Below are 16552 nucleotides of genomic sequence, written 5' to 3'. Positions count from 1 at the left end.
TTTACCATGTCTACTTAAGAGGTATCATATCAGAATTAGAGTTTTACATCTATCTTTTGGGGTGCTTTTCTATATGTTAATCATGTTACAAGACCCAAGTTCGAATAGCATGGGCTACGCCGGATTCATTATTTGATTTGGTGATGTATTTGGCGATTTTTTTGAGTTCTGGGTTTCCGTTTTCCATAACAACGGGATTACCAACAACTGTTAGCATGGCACGGTCATTTTCCTCATCACCTATAGCCATAGTCTCATCTTTTGTTAATCCTAGTTTTTCAGCTAGATGTGTAATAGCTGAGCCCTTGTCTACATCCTTTTTAAGGAGTTCAAGGTAAAATGGAGCAGATTTGTTAATAGAGTAGCGTTCGTAAAATTCTGCTGGGATTTTTTCGATAGCAGCATCGAGAATTTCTGGTTCGTCGATAAACATACATTTGACGATTTCCTTGTCAGCCATTTCTTCAGGTGTACGGTAAAAAATTGGCATGCTGACGAGAGTTGACTCGTGTACAGTATATTTTCCGATATTGCGATTAGCAGTATAGATACCGTCTTTGGTAATTGCATGCATGTGGACTCCAAGTTTACGGCTAAGAAATTCCATATCTAGATAATCTTCGTAGGTCAAGGATTCACTGATAATCTCTTGTCCTGTGGCAGTTTCTTGGACAAGGGCACCGTTGAAGGTCACAACATAGTCTCCTTCATCTCTCAACTGCAATTCGTCAAGGAGTTTGGCAACACCAGCGATGGGGCGTCCTGTTGCAATCACAACCTTGACTCCAGCTGCTTTGGCATCTTGGATAGCTGCAAAAACTTCTGGAGTAATTTCTTTTTTGCTATTGACTAGGGTACCATCGATATCGACGGCGATAAGTTTTATACTCATAAATTTCCTCTGTTATTTCTTGTCTGGAGTAAAATGATCATTCTCAATCAAATGTGAAAATTGTTGAATGATATTTGTGAAAATACTGTTTTGATTTAGCATTTCTTTAGGGAAGTAGAAACGGTTGTCACCATGACGGCTTCCTGCAAGAGATTGAACGATAGGAGACAGACTAGAAAGTTCTGCTAGTTCACCATTCTTTTGAACAATCTCAATCTGTGTTCTAGGATTTTCAGACTCAGGTCGATAAATATCGTATGGAAGGTCAAAATTCTTGTGGATAGCTGTGTAGTAGTTGGGGTCAAATCCTATTTTTTCTACTAAGTTCCGCATGATTTCAAGTTTGTCTTGGTCTTCCTCAGAAAAAGTGATGGATTTGAAGACCTTACGATTGATAAAACGTTGCGATAGATCAGCTAGAATCTTATCTGTACTTGTCATCCAGAGTTGGAAATAAGTATTCATAACCCCATCGTCTAGTGCTAGATAGTCAGACAAGCTTACATTTTTCTCAAAAAATGGTAGTAGATGTGGTGAAGTAAGGGCAAAGAAGTCTTTATTTTCAGGATAGAGTTCCTTGGCACGTTTGAGAAGATTTTGCAAAAGGACTTCCATGGCGCGTGTGGCTGGGTGGAAATAAACCTGCATGTACATCTGGTAACGGCTGAGGACATAGTCCTCGATGGCATGCATCCCATTACGCTGAAAGGCGATACCATTTTCAACAGGTCGGATGACACGAAGAATACGTGTCAGGTCAAATTGCCCATAAAAAGCGCCAGTGAAGTAGGAGTCACGAAGAAGATAGTCCATGCGGTCAGCATCAATCTGGCTGGAAATTAGCTGAACGACTTGCTTGTTCGGATAGCTGTGGTCGATGACGCTGGCTACTTTTTCAGGAAAGTCAGGAGCTACTTGGAGTAAAACTTGATGAATTTCTGTTTCAGGACTTTGGATAATTGCTCTTGTAATAGCCTCATGGTCCGTGTCAAAGAGATGTTCAAAAGTGTGTGAGTAGGCACCGTGTCCAAGGTCGTGTAGAAGGGCTGCAGTCATGGTCAACAAAGATTCATTTGGATTCCATTCGTCAGAATATTTTCTATCAAAAATTTCAGTGATTTGACGTGCAATTTCATAAACTCCTAGACAGTGAGAAAAACGACTATGCTCTCCACCGTGGAAAGTATAGCTAGATGTCCCAAGCTGTTTGATGCGACGTAGCCGTTGAAATTCTTTTGTATTGATCAGGTCATAAATAACTTGATTATTAACATGGATATAGTTGTGAACAGGGTCACGAAATACTTTTTCATTCATAAGACCATTATAGCAAATTCCTTGCCTTTTTGGTAAAATAGTAGGGATAAGTGAGAAGAAAGAGGAAGACTTGTGAAGATTAGAATGAGAAATACCATCCAGTTCGATGAGCAGTTGGAAGTAGTGGACCAACTTTATGATGTTGAATTACGTGAAAAGGGCGACTATGGATACCTGCTTTTTTATAATGAGGAGAAAGAAAAAGTAGTCCTCAAGTTTGATGATAAAGAGCTGATTATGACGCGTTTCTCAACTCCAAAGACCATCATGCGTTTTCTAAAGGGAACTGATAGTTTAGCCTATATTCCAACACCTATGGGCTTGCAGGAGTTTATTATCCAAACAAGCCACTATGAAGTTGGTGGAGAGAAGATTGAACTAGCTTATCAATTACAAAACAAAGAAGGAGTTCCATTTGCGAACTACCGCTTAGAAATTACCTGGGGATAAGAAAAAGAGGCTGGGACAAAAGTCCTAGCCTCTCAATTGTCTTTGGATTGTCGAGCAAGACGCAGTGGTTGAGTGGGCTCTACTACGCTGATTTCATCAGCTTTTACAGCCCTACTCAACTGTGCGGAGGTGGGACGACGAAATCGAATTCTAACGAATTACCGATTTCTGTCCCACTCTCATTTGATATAGAGTTCCTGATTTTTCAAGACAATTTCACGTACACTTGCAAATTTCTTCAGCTTTTTGAGATCTTCTGGATGGGTTACAAGAGTAATCACATATCCTTCTTTGCCCATCCGACCCGTACGACCAGCACGATGAGTGTATGTTTCCATATCTCTAGGGACATCAAAGTTAACCACACATTCCAGACTATCAATGTCGATACCACGAGCGAGAAGGTCTGTCGCAAGAAGTAGTGTCAGTTGATTATCTTTGAATTTTTCTAAGATAACTTTTCTGAATTTAACGTTAACATCGCTAGCTAGCGAAACAGCCAAAACATCGCGATATTGCAATTTTTCCTCGGCGCTTCCAAGGTCTGACAAACTATTAAAGAAGACGAGACCGCGGAAATCCTCAACATGAGCTAATTTACGGAGCAAATCAACTCGATGACGATGATCTACTTGCATGTAGAAGTGTTGGATATTGTCCAACTTTTGGTCTGATAGATCAATGATGCGCGTGTTAGCTGCAATCTTATCTTGATCAAACTTGGTAGTGGCACTCATGTAGATGAGTTGGTGATCACGGGGGGCGTAGTGGGTAATTTTCTCGACAAAATGAATTTGAGAATCATCAAGGAGCTGGTCGAATTCGTCAAGAATGATTGTTTCCACATTCATCATCTTGATTTTTTTCAATTTGATGAGTTCAAAGATACGTCCGGGAGTTCCAATCAGAATTTCTGGTCCTTTTTTAAGTCGTTCAATCTGACGTTTTTGGCTCGAACCGGATAGAAATAGCTGAGCAGTTAAGCCAATAGATTCACCCCAGGTTTTAGTGACATCGAAAATTTGTCCAGCTAGTTCAGTGTTAGGAGCTAAAATCAATAATTGTTGGGCTTTTTTCTTTTGAAGTTTGAGAAGACTAGGTAGGAGATAGGCCAAAGTCTTTCCTGTTCCTGTTGGACTGACTCCAAGAAGATTTTCACCTTCTGTTATAGGCTCAAAAAGTTGTTCTTGAATGGAAGTGAATTCTTGGAAACCAAGTTTATCAATCAATTTTTGCCATTCGGTGGGTAGTTTGGTTTTCATTTTTCTGCCTCAAATCTAATGCCAGCATCCTGGCGCATGGTATAAAGAACTTGATAAACATTTGTTGCATCAGTAAGCCATTGCTGATAGAGTGTCTGGTCTGGTTGATTTATCATATGTGCGAAAGCATCGACTTCCTCAGCCATGGTGTGAGGAGCCTGCTGGATAGGAAGTTGAACTTCATTTCCTTTATGGTCTGTAAAAGTAGCTGATTGGACATGCTCGATTGTATTAAGTGTCAAGGTTCCATCAGTAGTATAAATCTCACAAGGAAGATTAGAAGTGATATTCTTTCCTGCTTTGATGTGTACTTGATAGTCAGGATAGGAGAGAATACCATCCCCATTTAAATCAATGCTATTATCTAGTTTCTGAGCTTGATAGGTTGCATGAGTCGGTTTTCCAAATAAGCGAACAGCAGCGTAGAGTGGATAAATACCAAGATCCATAAGTGCACCACCTGCAAAACGGTCTGAGAAAACATTAGGAGTATCGCCAGCAAGTAGGTTAGGCATCTTAGATGAATATTTGGCATAGTTAAAATCGGCACCTAAAACATGTTTATCAGCTAAAAAGTTCTTAATTGTAGCGAAAGCATATTCATGATAGTTACGTGCTGCTTCAAAGATAAAACATTTATTATCTTTAGCCGTTTGAACCAAATCTTGCCATTCTTGTGGTTGAGTCACCGCTGGTTTTTCAAGGATAACATGTTTTCCAGCAGATAAAGCAACTTTAGCTTGGCTGTAGTGCAAGGAGTTTGGACTAGCAACATAAACCACATCAAATGGATGCTTGAAAAATTCATCTAGCTGGTCAAATAATGTTACATTTGAATATTGAGAAGCAAACCTTTCTGCAGTTTCGATTTTTCTTGAATAGACTGCAACCAGTTGATATTCTCCACTAGTATGAGCTGCTTCGATAAAATGATGGCTGATTGCGCCCGTTCCGATAATGCCGAGTTTAAGCATAGAGACTCCTTTTTAAAAACGATTTATTGTGTTTATTATATCACAGATAGGGTGAACTAGCTAGAGAGCTCTTTTGAGATTACTAGTCACTCTTTGAGCTTTTTAGAACAATGATTTTATCTCACAGATAAATACTGAACAAGATAGATATTCATAAATTAAAAAAAGCAAAGAAAAGCATCATTTTGATTGAAAATACTTGTCAAAAATTTGGAATCATGCTATACTTGTAGAGTTGACTGTGCACAATCCTGTGCAACCGCTCGAACATCGTCGCTCGTTTTATAACAAATTTAAACTTCGTCATGATCGCCTTGCCTAACATAAGTTATGTCTTCGGCTCCATTCCTAGTTTATTCTTTGTTTTACTTAGAGCTCTTCTATTAAGTGGTTCGTCCCACGATGCTAGGCGAGTCTTCACAAAAATACGGGGAAACCCAAAAATACATAGGAGGTGCATAATGAGCACATACGCAATTATCAAAACTGGCGGAAAACAAGTTAAAGTTGAAGTTGGTCAAGCAATCTACGTCGAAAAATTGAACGTTGAAGCTGGTCAAGAAGTTACTTTTAACGAAGTTGTTCTTGTTGGTGGTGAAAACACTGTTGTCGGAACTCCACTTGTTTCTGGAGCTACTGTTGTTGGAACTGTTGAAAAACAAGGAAAACAAAAGAAAGTTGTTACTTATAAGTACAAACCTAAAAAAGGTAGCCACCGTAAACAAGGTCACCGTCAACCATATACAAAAGTTGTCATCAACGCAATCAACGCTTAATTTTAAGGAGAACACATGATACAAGCAGTCTTTGAGAGAGCCGAAGATGGCGAGCTGAGGAGTGCGGAGATTAGTGGACACGCCGAGAGTGGCGAATACGGCTATGATGTCGTGTGTGCATCTGTTTCTACGCTTGCCATAAATTTTATCAATTCCATTGAGAAATTTGCAGGCTACGAACCAATCTTAGAATTAAACGAAGATGAAGGTGGTTATCTGATGGTTGAAATTCCAACTGATCTTCCTTCACACCAGAGAGAAATGACGCAGTTATTCTTCGAATCATTTTTCTTGGGTATGGCAAATTTATCGGAGAACTCTTCTGAGTTCGTCCAAACCAGAGTTATCACAGAAAACTAACACGGAGGAAAACATTATGTTAAAAATGACTCTTAGCAACTTGCAACTTTTCGCCCACAAAAAAGGTGGAGGTTCTACATCAAACGGACGCGATTCACAAGCTAAACGTCTTGGAGCTAAAGCAGCTGACGGACAAACTGTAACTGGTGGATCAATCCTTTACCGTCAACGTGGTACACACATCTATCCAGGTGTAAACGTTGGTCGTGGTGGAGACGATACTTTGTTCGCTAAAGTTGAAGGCGTAGTACGCTTTGAACGTAAAGGTCGCGATAAGAAACAAGTTTCTGTATACCCTATCGCAAAATAAAAGGGGTTAGTAAACCTTTTTATCTCTAGCCTTAAAATGGAAGGTTAGTAGGCTTTAACTAGCATATAATAGAGCTTTTCGAGATTCTCGGAAGGCTTTTTTGTTCCATAAAATTAGAGAAAGTAATGTTTTAAGAATACTTTGGAAATTATTTGGATTCAGTATAGTCTTTAGCAATATATTTCATCAACATCAATAGAAAAAAAGAAAGAAATATGATATAATATAAGGTGAGACCTCATGAATAAATAGTGAAAGAGTTTATAGTAATTAATGAAAAAAATTGTCATTAACGGTGGCCGTCCATTAAAGGGTGAGATAACCATTAGCGGAGCAAAAAATAGTGTGGTTGCTCTGATTCCAGCTATTATTTTATCAGATGATCTTGTCATCTTGGACTGTGTACCAGACATCTCAGACGTGGCTAGTTTGATTGATATAATGGAAATCATGGGAGCTAGTGTTAAACGCTATGACGATGTTTTAGAAATAGATCCTCGTGGAGTTCAAAATAAACCAATGCCATACGGTAAAATTAATAGTCTTCGTGCATCTTATTACTTCTATGGGAGTCTTCTAGGTCGTTTCGGTGAGGCAACAGTAGGTTTGCCTGGTGGATGTGACTTGGGACCTCGTCCGATTGATTTGCATTTAAAAGCATTTGAAGCGATGGGAGCCGTTACAACTTACGAGGGAGACAATATGAATCTCTCCACAAATGGTTCTAAATTGCATGGCGCACATATCTATATGGATACTGTCAGTGTCGGAGCGACCATTAATACAATGCTTGCTGCGGTTAAAGCTCAAGGCCGTACAGTTATTGAGAATGCTGCTCGTGAGCCTGAAATCATTGATGTAGCAACATTGTTAAACAATATGGGAGCTCATATCCGTGGTGCAGGTACAGATATGATTACCATTGATGGTGTTGAATCCTTACACGGAACTCGGCATCAAGTTATTCCAGACCGTATTGAAGCTGGAACTTATATTTCCTTAGCTGCAGCCGTAGGGAAGGGAATCCTTATTAATAATGTACTTTATGAACATCTTGAAGGATTTCTTGCTAAGTTAGAAGAAATGGGTGTTCATATGACTGTTTCTGAAGATAGTATCTTTGTTGAAGAGCAGAAAAATCTAAAAGCTGTTAATATCAAAACTGCTCCATATCCAGGATTTGCTACAGACCTTCAACAACCGATTACACCACTTTTGTTGAAAGCAGAAGGACGAGGAACACTGATTGATACCATTTATGAAAAACGTGTGAACCATGTCTTTGAATTAGCTAAAATGAACGCAGATATTACAACGACTAATGATCACATTATCTATAAGGGTGGTAATTCTTTACACGGTGCAAGTGTAAGAGCGACTGACTTACGTGCAGGTGCAGCCCTAGTTATTGCAGGCCTTATGGCTGAAGGTAGAACTGAGATTACTAGTGTTGAGTATATCTTACGAGGTTACTCAAATATTATTGAGAAATTACGTAACCTTGGAGCAGATATTGAGCTAATAGAAGATTAGACATTTTGAGGAACACAATGAATATCTGGACAAAATTAGCAATGTATTCTTTCTATGAGACGGAACGTTTGTATTTCCGTCCATTCTTTTTTACGGATGTAGATGACTTTCATGCTCTAGCATCAGACCCTGAAAATCTCCAATTTATTTTTCCTACGCAAGCCAGCATTGAGGAAAGTCAATATGCTCTTGCTAACTACTTTATGAAATCACCTTTGGGAATTTGGGCGATTTGTGATAAGAAAGCACAGAAGATGATTGGAGCCATCAAGTTTGAAAAGCTGGATGAAATCCGTAAAGAAGCAGAAATTGGCTATTTTTTAAGGAAAGATTATTGGTCTCAAGGATATATGACGGAAGCAGTGACTAAATTACGCGATTTGTCTATGGATCAGTTTGAATTAAAGCAACTTTCTATTGTGACGCATTTAGAAAATAGTGCTAGTCAAAAGGTTGCACAAAAATCAGGCTTCGTTCTATATCGTCGTTTCAAGGGTAGTGATCGATATACTCGTAAGATGCGGGATTATCTAGAATTTCGCTATACAAAAGGAGAGCTAAATGAGTAAACACCAAGAAATTTTAGCTTATTTAGAAGAATTACCAGTCGGAAAACGGGTCAGTGTTCGAAGTATTTCAAATAGGCTGGGAGTGAGTGATGGTACAGCTTATCGTGCTATCAAAGAAGCTGAAAATAGAGGATTGGTTGAAACACGTCCTCGAAGTGGAACTGTCCGTGTCAAGTCCAAAAAAGTTGCCATTGAGAGATTAACCTTTGCAGAAATTGCAGAAGTCACTGGTTCAGAAGTTTTAGCTGGCCAAGCAGGTTTGGAGAGAGAATTCAGTAAATTCTCCATTGGAGCCATGACAGAAAAAAATATTCTTTCTTATCTTCATGATGGTGGTCTACTTATTGTCGGTGATAGAACACGGATCCAATTATTGGCACTTGAAAATGAAAATGCTGTCTTGGTAACGGGTGGATTTGAAGTTCATAAAGATGTTTTGGATGCTGCTAATAAAAAAAATATCCCAGTGTTACGCAGTAAGCATGACACATTTACGATTGCAACTATGATTAATCGAGCTCTTTCAAATGTTCAAATTAAGACAGATATTCTAACAGTTGAAAAGATCTATCGTACTAGTCATGAATATGGTTTTTTACAGGAAACAGATACTGTGAAGGATTATTTGGACTTGGTACGAAAGAATAGAACTAGTCGCTTTCCTGTCATCAATCAACACAAGGTGGTTGTGGGGGTTGTAACCATGCGTGATGCTGGAGATAAATCACCAGGTACTACCATTGATAAGGTCATGACAAGGACTGTTTATATGACTGGTTTAGCAACGAATATCGCTAACGTGAGTCAGAGAATGATTGCTGAAGATTTTGAAATGGTACCCGTTGTTAGAAGTAATCAAACCTTACTTGGTGTTATTACTAGGCGGGATGTCATGGAAAAAATGAGCCGCTCGCAGGTATCAGCTCTCCCAACATTTTCTGAGCAGATTGGTCAGAAGTTATCATACCATCATGACGAAGTTGTCATTACGGTTGAACCATTCATGCTTGAAAAAAATGGTGTCCTTGCTAATGGAGTTCTTGCAGAAATTTTAACCCATATGACGCAGGATTTGGTTGTTAATAGTGGACGTAATCTTATCATTGAACAGATGTTGATTTATTTCTTACAGGCTGTTCAGATTGATGATATTTTACGGATTCAGGCACGAATTATCCATCATACGAGACGGTCAGCAATTATTGATTATGACATTTATCTCAATCACCAAATAGTATCAAAAGCAAATGTAACTGTAAAAATTAATTAGAATTAGGAGAAAACATGATTACATTAAAATCAGCTAGAGAAATCGAAGCAATGGATAAGGCGGGTGATTTTCTTGCAAGTATTCACATCGGTTTGCGTGAAATCATCAAACCAGGTGTAGATATGTGGGAAGTCGAAGAATATGTACGTCGCCGTTGTAAAGAAGAAAACTTCCTTCCCTTACAAATTGGGGTTGACGGAGCGGTGATGGATTATCCTTACGCAACATGTTGTTCTCTAAATGATGAGGTTGCGCATGCATTTCCGCGACATTATATTCTTAAAGACGGAGACTTACTAAAAGTAGATATGGTTTTAGGAGGTCCTATTGCCAAGTCTGAATTAGACGTTTCTAAGTTAAACTTTGACAAAGTCCAACAAGTGAAGAAATATACTCAAAGCTATACAGGCGGTTTGGCAGACTCTTGTTGGGCTTATGCAGTTGGAACACCTTCTGAGCAAGTAAAGAACTTGATGGAAGTCACTAGAGAAGCTATGTATATAGGCATTGAGAAAGCAGTTGTCGGAAATCGTATTGGTGATATCGGCGCTGCTATCCAAGAATATGCAGAAAGTCGTGGATACGGTGTTGTTCGTGACTTGGTAGGTCACGGTGTTGGACCAACCATGCATGAAGAACCAATGGTTCCCAACTATGGAATTGCAGGCCGAGGACTTCGTTTAAGAGAAGGTATGGTGTTAACAATTGAACCGATGATTAACACAGGTGATTGGGAAATTGATACTGATATGAAAACAGGATGGGCTCATAAAACGGTTGACGGAGGCCTTTCTTGTCAATATGAACACCAATTTGTGATTACAAAGGATGGGCCAGTTATCTTAACTAGTCAGGGTGAAGAAAGAACTTATTAAGTAAAAAGGAGCTAAGCTCCTTTTTTGATCTTTTAAAGTTGAAAATAAATTTGCGTAGCAGATATCTTACAAACGTTTTCTTTTATAGTAAAATAAAATATAACTAAATGAAAGTAGGTTCTGAATTGGAAAGTATTTTATTTTTTATTTCTGTCTTTATAGCTGGGGTCTTGTCATTCTTTTCTCCCTGTATCTTTCCCTTGTTACCAGTCTACGCTGGAATTTTGTTAGATGATCAAGAGGAGTCGAAGACATTTCGTTTTTTGGGTAAAGATGTTTCCTGGTCTGGATTGATTCGCACTCTTTGTTTTATTGCAGGTATTTCTCTTATTTTCTTTATCCTTGGTTTCGGAGCTGGATTTCTTGGGAACATACTTTATGCTGACTGGTTCCGTTATACTATGGGAGTTGTTATTATCCTATTGGGATTACATCAGATGGAAATCCTTCATCTAAGAAAACTAGAGGTACAAAAAACACTAAAGTTTAAACAGGAACAGTCCAGCAAGTATCTATCACCCTTTCTATTAGGAATTAGCTTTAGTTTTGGCTGGACTCCTTGTATCGGACCAGTTTTAAGTTCTGTTTTAGCATTGGCTGCATCAGGAGGAAATGGAGCACTTCAGGGAGCTTTACTAACTCTTGTTTACACTCTTGGAATGGCGCTTCCATTTTTAGTTCTGGCCTTGGCATCAGGTCTTATCATGCCGTTTTTTAGCAAAATCAAATCCCACATCCTCTTATTAAAGAAAATTGGTGGTTTGCTGATTATTCTCATGGGAATTTTATTAATGTTGGGACAGTTAAATATATTATCGGGTATTTTAGGATAAAAGGAGTTACATATGAAAAAAATTATTTATTTCGGATTTAGTTTCTTGTCGCTATTTCTTCTGTTTGCTTGTGGCAAAGAAGAGAGTAAACCAAGCCAAACAACTCAGAGTCAACCACAGCAACAAACGACTGTGAAGCAAGTGGCTGTGGGAGCAGAGGCACCAGATTTCACTCTTCAATCAATGGATGGAAAAGAAGTCAAATTGTCTGATTATAAAGGTAAAAAAGTCTATCTTAAATTTTGGGCTTCTTGGTGTGGACCATGTAAGAAAAGTATGCCAGAATTGATGGAACTTGCTGCTAAGGAAGATCGTGACTTTGAAATTTTATCAGTTATTGCACCAGGGATCCAAGGTGAAAAAACTATAGACCAATTTCCAAAATGGTTTGAAGAACAAGGTTATAAGAATATTCCTGTTCTGTATGATACAAAAGGAAGCATTTTCCAAGCTTACCAAATCCGAAGTATCCCAACAGAATATCTTATTGATTCCAATGGTAAAATTGCTAAGATTCAATTAGGAGTAATTAGTAATGCAGATGCTGAAGCAGCATTTGCTAAAATGGATTAAACTATTTTGAAATAAAAAAGTCTAGACAAACTTGTCTAGACTTTTTATTTCTATGTGAACTTAGTTTTTAGAAGCTGCTTGGAATTCTGGGTTTTTCCATGCTTCGTCAATGATTGCTTTCAATTCTTTAGCAGAAGCGTGCATTTTTTGAAGTTCAGCATCGTTCAATGGGATGTTTACTGGACGTACAATTCCGTGTGCTCCAACAACAGCAGGTTGACCGATATAGACTTCTTTAATTCCGTATTGACCTTCTTGGAATACAGAAAGTGGAAGTACTGCATTTTCATCATCAAGGATTGCTTTAGTGATACGAGCAAGGGCAACTGCGATACCATAGTATGTAGCACCTTTCTTGTTAATGATTGTGTAAGCAGCATCACGAACACCTTCAAACAATTCGATCAATTCAGTTTCTTGAACATTTTGAGTATCTTTCAAGAATTCTTCAAGGTTCACACCAGCGATGTTAGCGTGTGACCAAACGGCGAATTCTGAGTCACCGTGTTCACCCATGATGTAGGCGTGAACTGAACGAGCGTCAACATCCAATTTTTCAGCAAGGGCTTGACGGAAACGAGCTGAGTCAAGTGAAGTACCTGAACCGATAACACGTTCTTTAGGGAATCCAGAGAATTTCCATGTAGAGTATGTCAAAACGTCAACTGGGTTAGCAGCTACTAGGAAGATACCGTTAAATCCAGATTCAACAACTTGTGTTACGATTGATTTGTTAATTGCAAGGTTTTTACCTACAAGGTCAAGACGAGTTTCACCTGGCTTTTGAGGAGCACCTGCTGTGATTACAACGAGGTCAGCATCCGCACAGTCTGCGTATTCAGCTGCATAAATCTTCTTAGGTGAAGTGAAAGCGAGGGCGTGGCTAAGGTCAAGAGCATCACCAACAGCTTTTTCGTGCAATTGAGGGATTTCAATGATACCAAGTTCTTGAGCGATACCTTGGTTTACAAGAGCGAAAGCGTAAGATGAACCTACGGCACCGTCACCAACGAGGATAACTTTTTTGTGTTGTTTAGTTGCTGTCATTTGCCTAAACATCTCCTTTATTTTTATTGTGGGATTTCCCGTTCATCTTCATTTTAGCACTTTTAAAAAGCTTTGTCACGAATAACCTATTTACTTTTTTATGTAAACGTTTTAGACGTTTCAGAACACTGAAATAGACAAGAATTTATGGTATAATAAAACTAGTTATTAATAGTGAAATGAGGCATTTGTTAATGCAGGATAAAAATTTAGTGAATGTCAATTTGACAAGGGAGATGAAGACTAGCTTTATCGACTACGCCATGAGTGTTATCGTTGCTCGAGCTCTTCCTGATGTCCGTGATGGATTGAAACCAGTTCATCGTCGTATTTTATATGGGATGAATGAATTAGGAGTTACTCCTGATAAACCTCATAAGAAGTCCGCTCGTATTACTGGGGATGTTATGGGTAAATACCACCCACACGGAGATTCCTCAATCTATGAAGCTATGGTCCGTATGGCACAATGGTGGAGTTACCGTTACATGCTTGTAGACGGACATGGAAACTTTGGTTCTATGGATGGTGATGGAGCTGCTGCTCAACGTTATACCGAAGCACGTATGAGCAAGATTGCTCTTGAAATGCTTCGTGATATCAATAAAAATACAGTTGATTTTGTTGATAACTATGATGCCAATGAGCGTGAACCTTTAGTTTTGCCTGCACGTTTTCCAAATCTTTTGGTCAATGGAGCAACGGGTATCGCAGTTGGTATGGCGACCAATATTCCGCCACACAACTTAGGAGAGACCGTTGATGCTGTTAAGTTGGTCATGGATAATCCAGAAGTTACAACCAAAGAATTGATGGAAGTACTGCCTGGTCCAGATTTCCCAACTGGTGCTCTCGTTATGGGGAAATCAGGTATTTATAAAGCCTACGAAACAGGAAAAGGCTCTATCGTACTTCGTTCTCGCACTGAAATCGAGGTCACTAAAACTGGTCGCGAGCGTATTGTTGTTACAGAATTTCCATACATGGTTAACAAGACGAAAGTGCATGAGCACATTGTACGCTTAGTACAAGAAAAGCGTATCGAAGGTATTACAGCTGTTCGTGATGAGTCAAACCGAGAAGGTGTACGTTTCATCATTGAAGTGAAACGGGATGCGTCTGCCAATGTCATTTTAAATAACTTGTTCAAGATGACTCAGATGCAAACTAGCTTTGGTTTTAACATGTTGGCCATTCAAAATGGTGTTCCAAAGATTCTCTCTCTGCGTCAAATCTTAGATGCTTATATTGAGCACCAAAAAGAAGTGGTGACTCGACGCACTCAGTTTGATAAAGAGAAAGCTGAAGCGCGTGCGCATATCTTAGAAGGTCTCTTGATTGCACTAGATCATATTGACGAAGTCATTCGTATCATCCGTGCCAGTGAAACTGATGAAGAGGCTCAAGCAGAATTGATGAGCAAGTTCAAGCTTTCTGAGCGTCAAAGTCAAGCAATTCTTGATATGCGTCTCCGTCGTTTGACAGGTTTGGAACGTGATAAGATTCAGTCTGAGTATGATGAACTCATAGCATTGATTGCTGACTTAGCAGATATTCTTGCTAAGCCAGATCGTGTGGCACAAATCATCAAGGAAGAATTGGATGAGGTCAAACGTAAGTTTGGTGATAAACGTCGTACTGAGTTGATGGTCGGTGAAGTCTTGACACTCGAAGATGAAGATTTGATTGAAGAATCTGATGTTCTCATCACTTTATCAAACAAAGGTTATATCAAACGTTTGGATCAAGACGAGTTTACTGCTCAAAAACGTGGTGGACGTGGTGTTCAAGGTACTGGCGTCAAGGATGATGACTTTGTGCGTGAGTTGGTATCTACTAGCACCCATGATCACTTACTCTTCTTTACCAACAAAGGGCGAGTTTACCGACTTAAAGGTTATGAAATCCCTGAGTATGGTCGTACAGCCAAAGGATTGCCTGTTGTGAATCTCTTGAAGCTGGATGAAGGAGAAAGTATCCAAACCATTATCAATGTTGATTCAGAACGTAGTGATGATGCTTACCTCTTCTTCACAACTCGAGCAGGTATTGTCAAGAGAACGAGCGTCAAAGAATTTGCAAACATTCGTCAAAACGGTCTCAAAGCCTTAAATCTGAAAGATGAAGATGAGTTAATTAATGTTCTCCTTACTCAAGAAGATATGGACATCATCATCGGAACAAAACTAGGCTACGCAGTCCGCTTTAACCAATCAACTGTTCGCAGTATGAGCCGTAGTGCTACTGGTGTTCGAGGGGTGAACCTTCGTGAAGGTGATACAGTAGTTGGAGCCAGTGTTATTACTGATCAGGATGAGGTTCTGATTATCACCGAAAAAGGTTATGGTAAACGAACGGTCGCTACAGAATATCCGACCAAGGGCCGTGGTGGTAAAGGTATGAAGACAGCCAATGTTACCGATAAAAATGGTCCACTTGCCGGTCTTTTGACTGTTACGGGTGATGAAGACTTGATGATCATTACAGATAAAGGTGTGATGATTCGAACAAACGTTGCCAATATTTCGCAAACAGGACGCTCAACTATGGGAGTTAAAGTGATGCGTCTTGATCAGGATGCTAAAATTGTGACCTTTACGACAGTTGCGGCAGCAGAGAAAGAAGAAGTTGGGGCAGAAAATGAAATAGAAAGTGAAGAATAATGTCTCAAAAAAGAACTAAAAGAAAAAAGAATAAGCATAAGAATCTGCTGATTAATATTATATCCGGGTTTTTAATCCTTTTGTCTCTAGCTTTAATTTTTAATTCACAGATTCGAAATTTCTTTATGATTTTAAATACCAATAAGTATCAGGTAGGACAAGTTTCTAAAGAAACACTTGATAAAAATGCTTCTGCGGATGGAAATTTTGATTTTAACTCAGTTAAAGCTCTATCATCAGAGGCAGTGCTATCAGCTCAATGGGATTCCCAACAGCTTCCTGTTATTGGTGGAATTGCAATTCCAGAACTTGAAATGAACTTGCCTATATTTAAAGGACTCGCAAATGTTAACCTTTTCTATGGTGCTGGGACAATGAAACCAAATCAGGTAATGGGAGAAGGAAACTATTCTTTGGCGAGTCACCGGATATTTGCTGGAGAAAATGCGGATAAGAAGTTATTTTCACCTCTTGCTCGTGCTCAAAAAGGAATGAAAATTTATCTCACTGATAAAGAAAAAGTCTATACATACGAGATTGAAGAAGTCAAAATTGTAACTCCTGATCGAGTAGATGTAATTGATGAACGAGATGGTGTTAGTGAGGTTACCTTGGTGACCTGTGAAGATGCTAATGCTGTTGAAAGAATTATCGTTAAAGGAAATTTGATAGAGACAAAATCATATGCAGATACTCCATCAGATATTTTAAACGCTTTTAATAAGCCATACAAGCAATTTTACGAATAGTAATAAAAGGTTCGCTAGTATTAGCGGCCTTTTTTGTCATTTTCAGAAAATAGGTATGGTAAAGACTTTTCAATTTTCTTAAAAAGTAGTATAATAGCT

17 protein-coding genes are annotated in these 16552 nt (G+C 38.9%); 12 read left to right on the top strand and 5 right to left on the bottom strand.

Translation table 11 applies throughout. The features are described from left to right. Window positions 1–85: 85 nt before the first annotated feature. Complete coding sequence (gene yidA / locus HMPREF3237_RS05235; RefSeq protein WP_070889064.1) at window positions 86–892, bottom strand: sugar-phosphatase; 807 nt, start codon at window positions 890–892, stop codon at window positions 86–88. Window positions 893–904: 12 nt separating this feature from the next. Next, on the bottom strand, window positions 905–2209 hold the full coding sequence (locus HMPREF3237_RS05230; protein WP_070889063.1) for an HD domain-containing protein: 1305 nt from the start codon (window positions 2207–2209) through the stop codon (window positions 905–907). A gap of 72 nt (window positions 2210–2281) precedes the next feature. Here HMPREF3237_RS05230 and HMPREF3237_RS05225 point away from each other — a divergent pair, with 72 nt between their 5' ends. Next, the gene (locus tag HMPREF3237_RS05225) at window positions 2282–2659 is read left to right on the top strand and encodes a YwiB family protein (RefSeq protein ID WP_006145670.1); all 378 of its coding nucleotides are present in this window, start codon (window positions 2282–2284) and stop codon (window positions 2657–2659) included. Window positions 2660–2838: 179 nt separating this feature from the next. Here the strand turns inward: HMPREF3237_RS05225 and HMPREF3237_RS05220 are convergent, their stop codons facing one another. Next, a complete protein-coding gene (locus HMPREF3237_RS05220; RefSeq protein WP_070889062.1) occupies window positions 2839–3921 on the bottom strand; it encodes a DEAD/DEAH box helicase in 1083 nt (360 codons plus the stop codon). Further along, window positions 3918–4895 (bottom strand): Gfo/Idh/MocA family protein, encoded by a 978-nt coding sequence (locus HMPREF3237_RS05215; protein ID WP_070889061.1) that lies wholly within the window; start codon window positions 4893–4895, stop codon window positions 3918–3920. The genes HMPREF3237_RS05220 and HMPREF3237_RS05215 overlap by 4 nt, the downstream gene beginning before the upstream one ends. A 461-nt stretch (window positions 4896–5356) precedes the next feature. Here HMPREF3237_RS05215 and rplU point away from each other — a divergent pair, with 461 nt between their 5' ends. From rplU to sdbB, 9 genes are all read left to right on the top strand, one after another. Next, window positions 5357–5671, top strand: coding sequence for a 50S ribosomal protein L21 (rplU, locus tag HMPREF3237_RS05210; protein ID WP_003002830.1), 315 nt, complete (start codon window positions 5357–5359; stop codon window positions 5669–5671). 15 nt (window positions 5672–5686) lie between these two features. Next, window positions 5687–6031, top strand: coding sequence for a ribosomal-processing cysteine protease Prp (locus HMPREF3237_RS05205; RefSeq protein WP_070889060.1), 345 nt, complete (start codon window positions 5687–5689; stop codon window positions 6029–6031). A gap of 16 nt (window positions 6032–6047) precedes the next feature. After that, window positions 6048–6341, top strand: a complete 294-nt coding sequence (gene rpmA, locus HMPREF3237_RS05200; protein WP_006149998.1) for a 50S ribosomal protein L27 — start codon at window positions 6048–6050, stop codon at window positions 6339–6341. A gap of 273 nt (window positions 6342–6614) precedes the next feature. Next, window positions 6615–7874 (top strand): UDP-N-acetylglucosamine 1-carboxyvinyltransferase, encoded by a 1260-nt coding sequence (locus HMPREF3237_RS05195; RefSeq protein WP_006145665.1) that lies wholly within the window; start codon window positions 6615–6617, stop codon window positions 7872–7874. Window positions 7875–7891: 17 nt separating this feature from the next. Further along, window positions 7892–8443, top strand: a complete 552-nt coding sequence (locus HMPREF3237_RS05190) for a GNAT family N-acetyltransferase (RefSeq protein WP_006145664.1) — start codon at window positions 7892–7894, stop codon at window positions 8441–8443. Then, on the top strand, window positions 8436–9713 hold the full coding sequence (gene spxR, locus HMPREF3237_RS05185) for a CBS-HotDog domain-containing transcription factor SpxR (protein ID WP_070889059.1): 1278 nt from the start codon (window positions 8436–8438) through the stop codon (window positions 9711–9713). Before HMPREF3237_RS05190 ends, spxR begins: the two co-directional genes overlap by 8 nt. 14 nt (window positions 9714–9727) lie before the next feature. Further along, window positions 9728–10588, top strand: coding sequence for a methionyl aminopeptidase (locus HMPREF3237_RS05180; RefSeq protein WP_006145662.1), 861 nt, complete (start codon window positions 9728–9730; stop codon window positions 10586–10588). Between the two features lie 125 nt (window positions 10589–10713). Continuing rightward, a complete protein-coding gene (ccdA2, locus tag HMPREF3237_RS05175; protein ID WP_070889070.1) occupies window positions 10714–11421 on the top strand; it encodes a thiol-disulfide oxidoreductase-associated membrane protein CcdA2 in 708 nt (235 codons plus the stop codon). Between the two features lie 12 nt (window positions 11422–11433). Next, window positions 11434–11994 carry a thiol-disulfide oxidoreductase-associated lipoprotein SdbB gene (gene sdbB, locus HMPREF3237_RS05170; protein ID WP_006145660.1) on the top strand — a complete coding sequence of 187 codons (561 nt, stop codon included), beginning with the start codon at window positions 11434–11436 and terminating at the stop codon, window positions 11992–11994. Window positions 11995–12054: 60 nt separating this feature from the next. Here the strand turns inward: sdbB and HMPREF3237_RS05165 are convergent, their stop codons facing one another. Further along, complete coding sequence (locus HMPREF3237_RS05165) at window positions 12055–13041, bottom strand: L-lactate dehydrogenase (protein ID WP_025168689.1); 987 nt, start codon at window positions 13039–13041, stop codon at window positions 12055–12057. Between the two features lie 194 nt (window positions 13042–13235). On the opposite strand from HMPREF3237_RS05165, the gene gyrA reads away from it, so the two are divergent. Both gyrA and HMPREF3237_RS05155 read left to right on the top strand, forming a co-directional pair. Further along, window positions 13236–15704: a DNA gyrase subunit A gene (gyrA, locus tag HMPREF3237_RS05160; RefSeq protein WP_006145656.1), complete on the top strand. Its 2469-nt coding sequence runs from the start codon at window positions 13236–13238 to the stop codon at window positions 15702–15704. Beyond that, window positions 15704–16453: a class A sortase gene (locus tag HMPREF3237_RS05155; protein ID WP_006145655.1), complete on the top strand. Its 750-nt coding sequence runs from the start codon at window positions 15704–15706 to the stop codon at window positions 16451–16453. Before gyrA ends, HMPREF3237_RS05155 begins: the two co-directional genes overlap by 1 nt. Window positions 16454–16552: the final 99 nt, after the last annotated feature.

Source organism: Streptococcus sp. HMSC34B10, assembly GCF_001839505.1.
In the GTDB taxonomy this organism is placed as follows: domain Bacteria; phylum Bacillota; class Bacilli; order Lactobacillales; family Streptococcaceae; genus Streptococcus; species Streptococcus peroris.
This window is presented reverse-complemented; position numbering and strand designations above follow the sequence as displayed.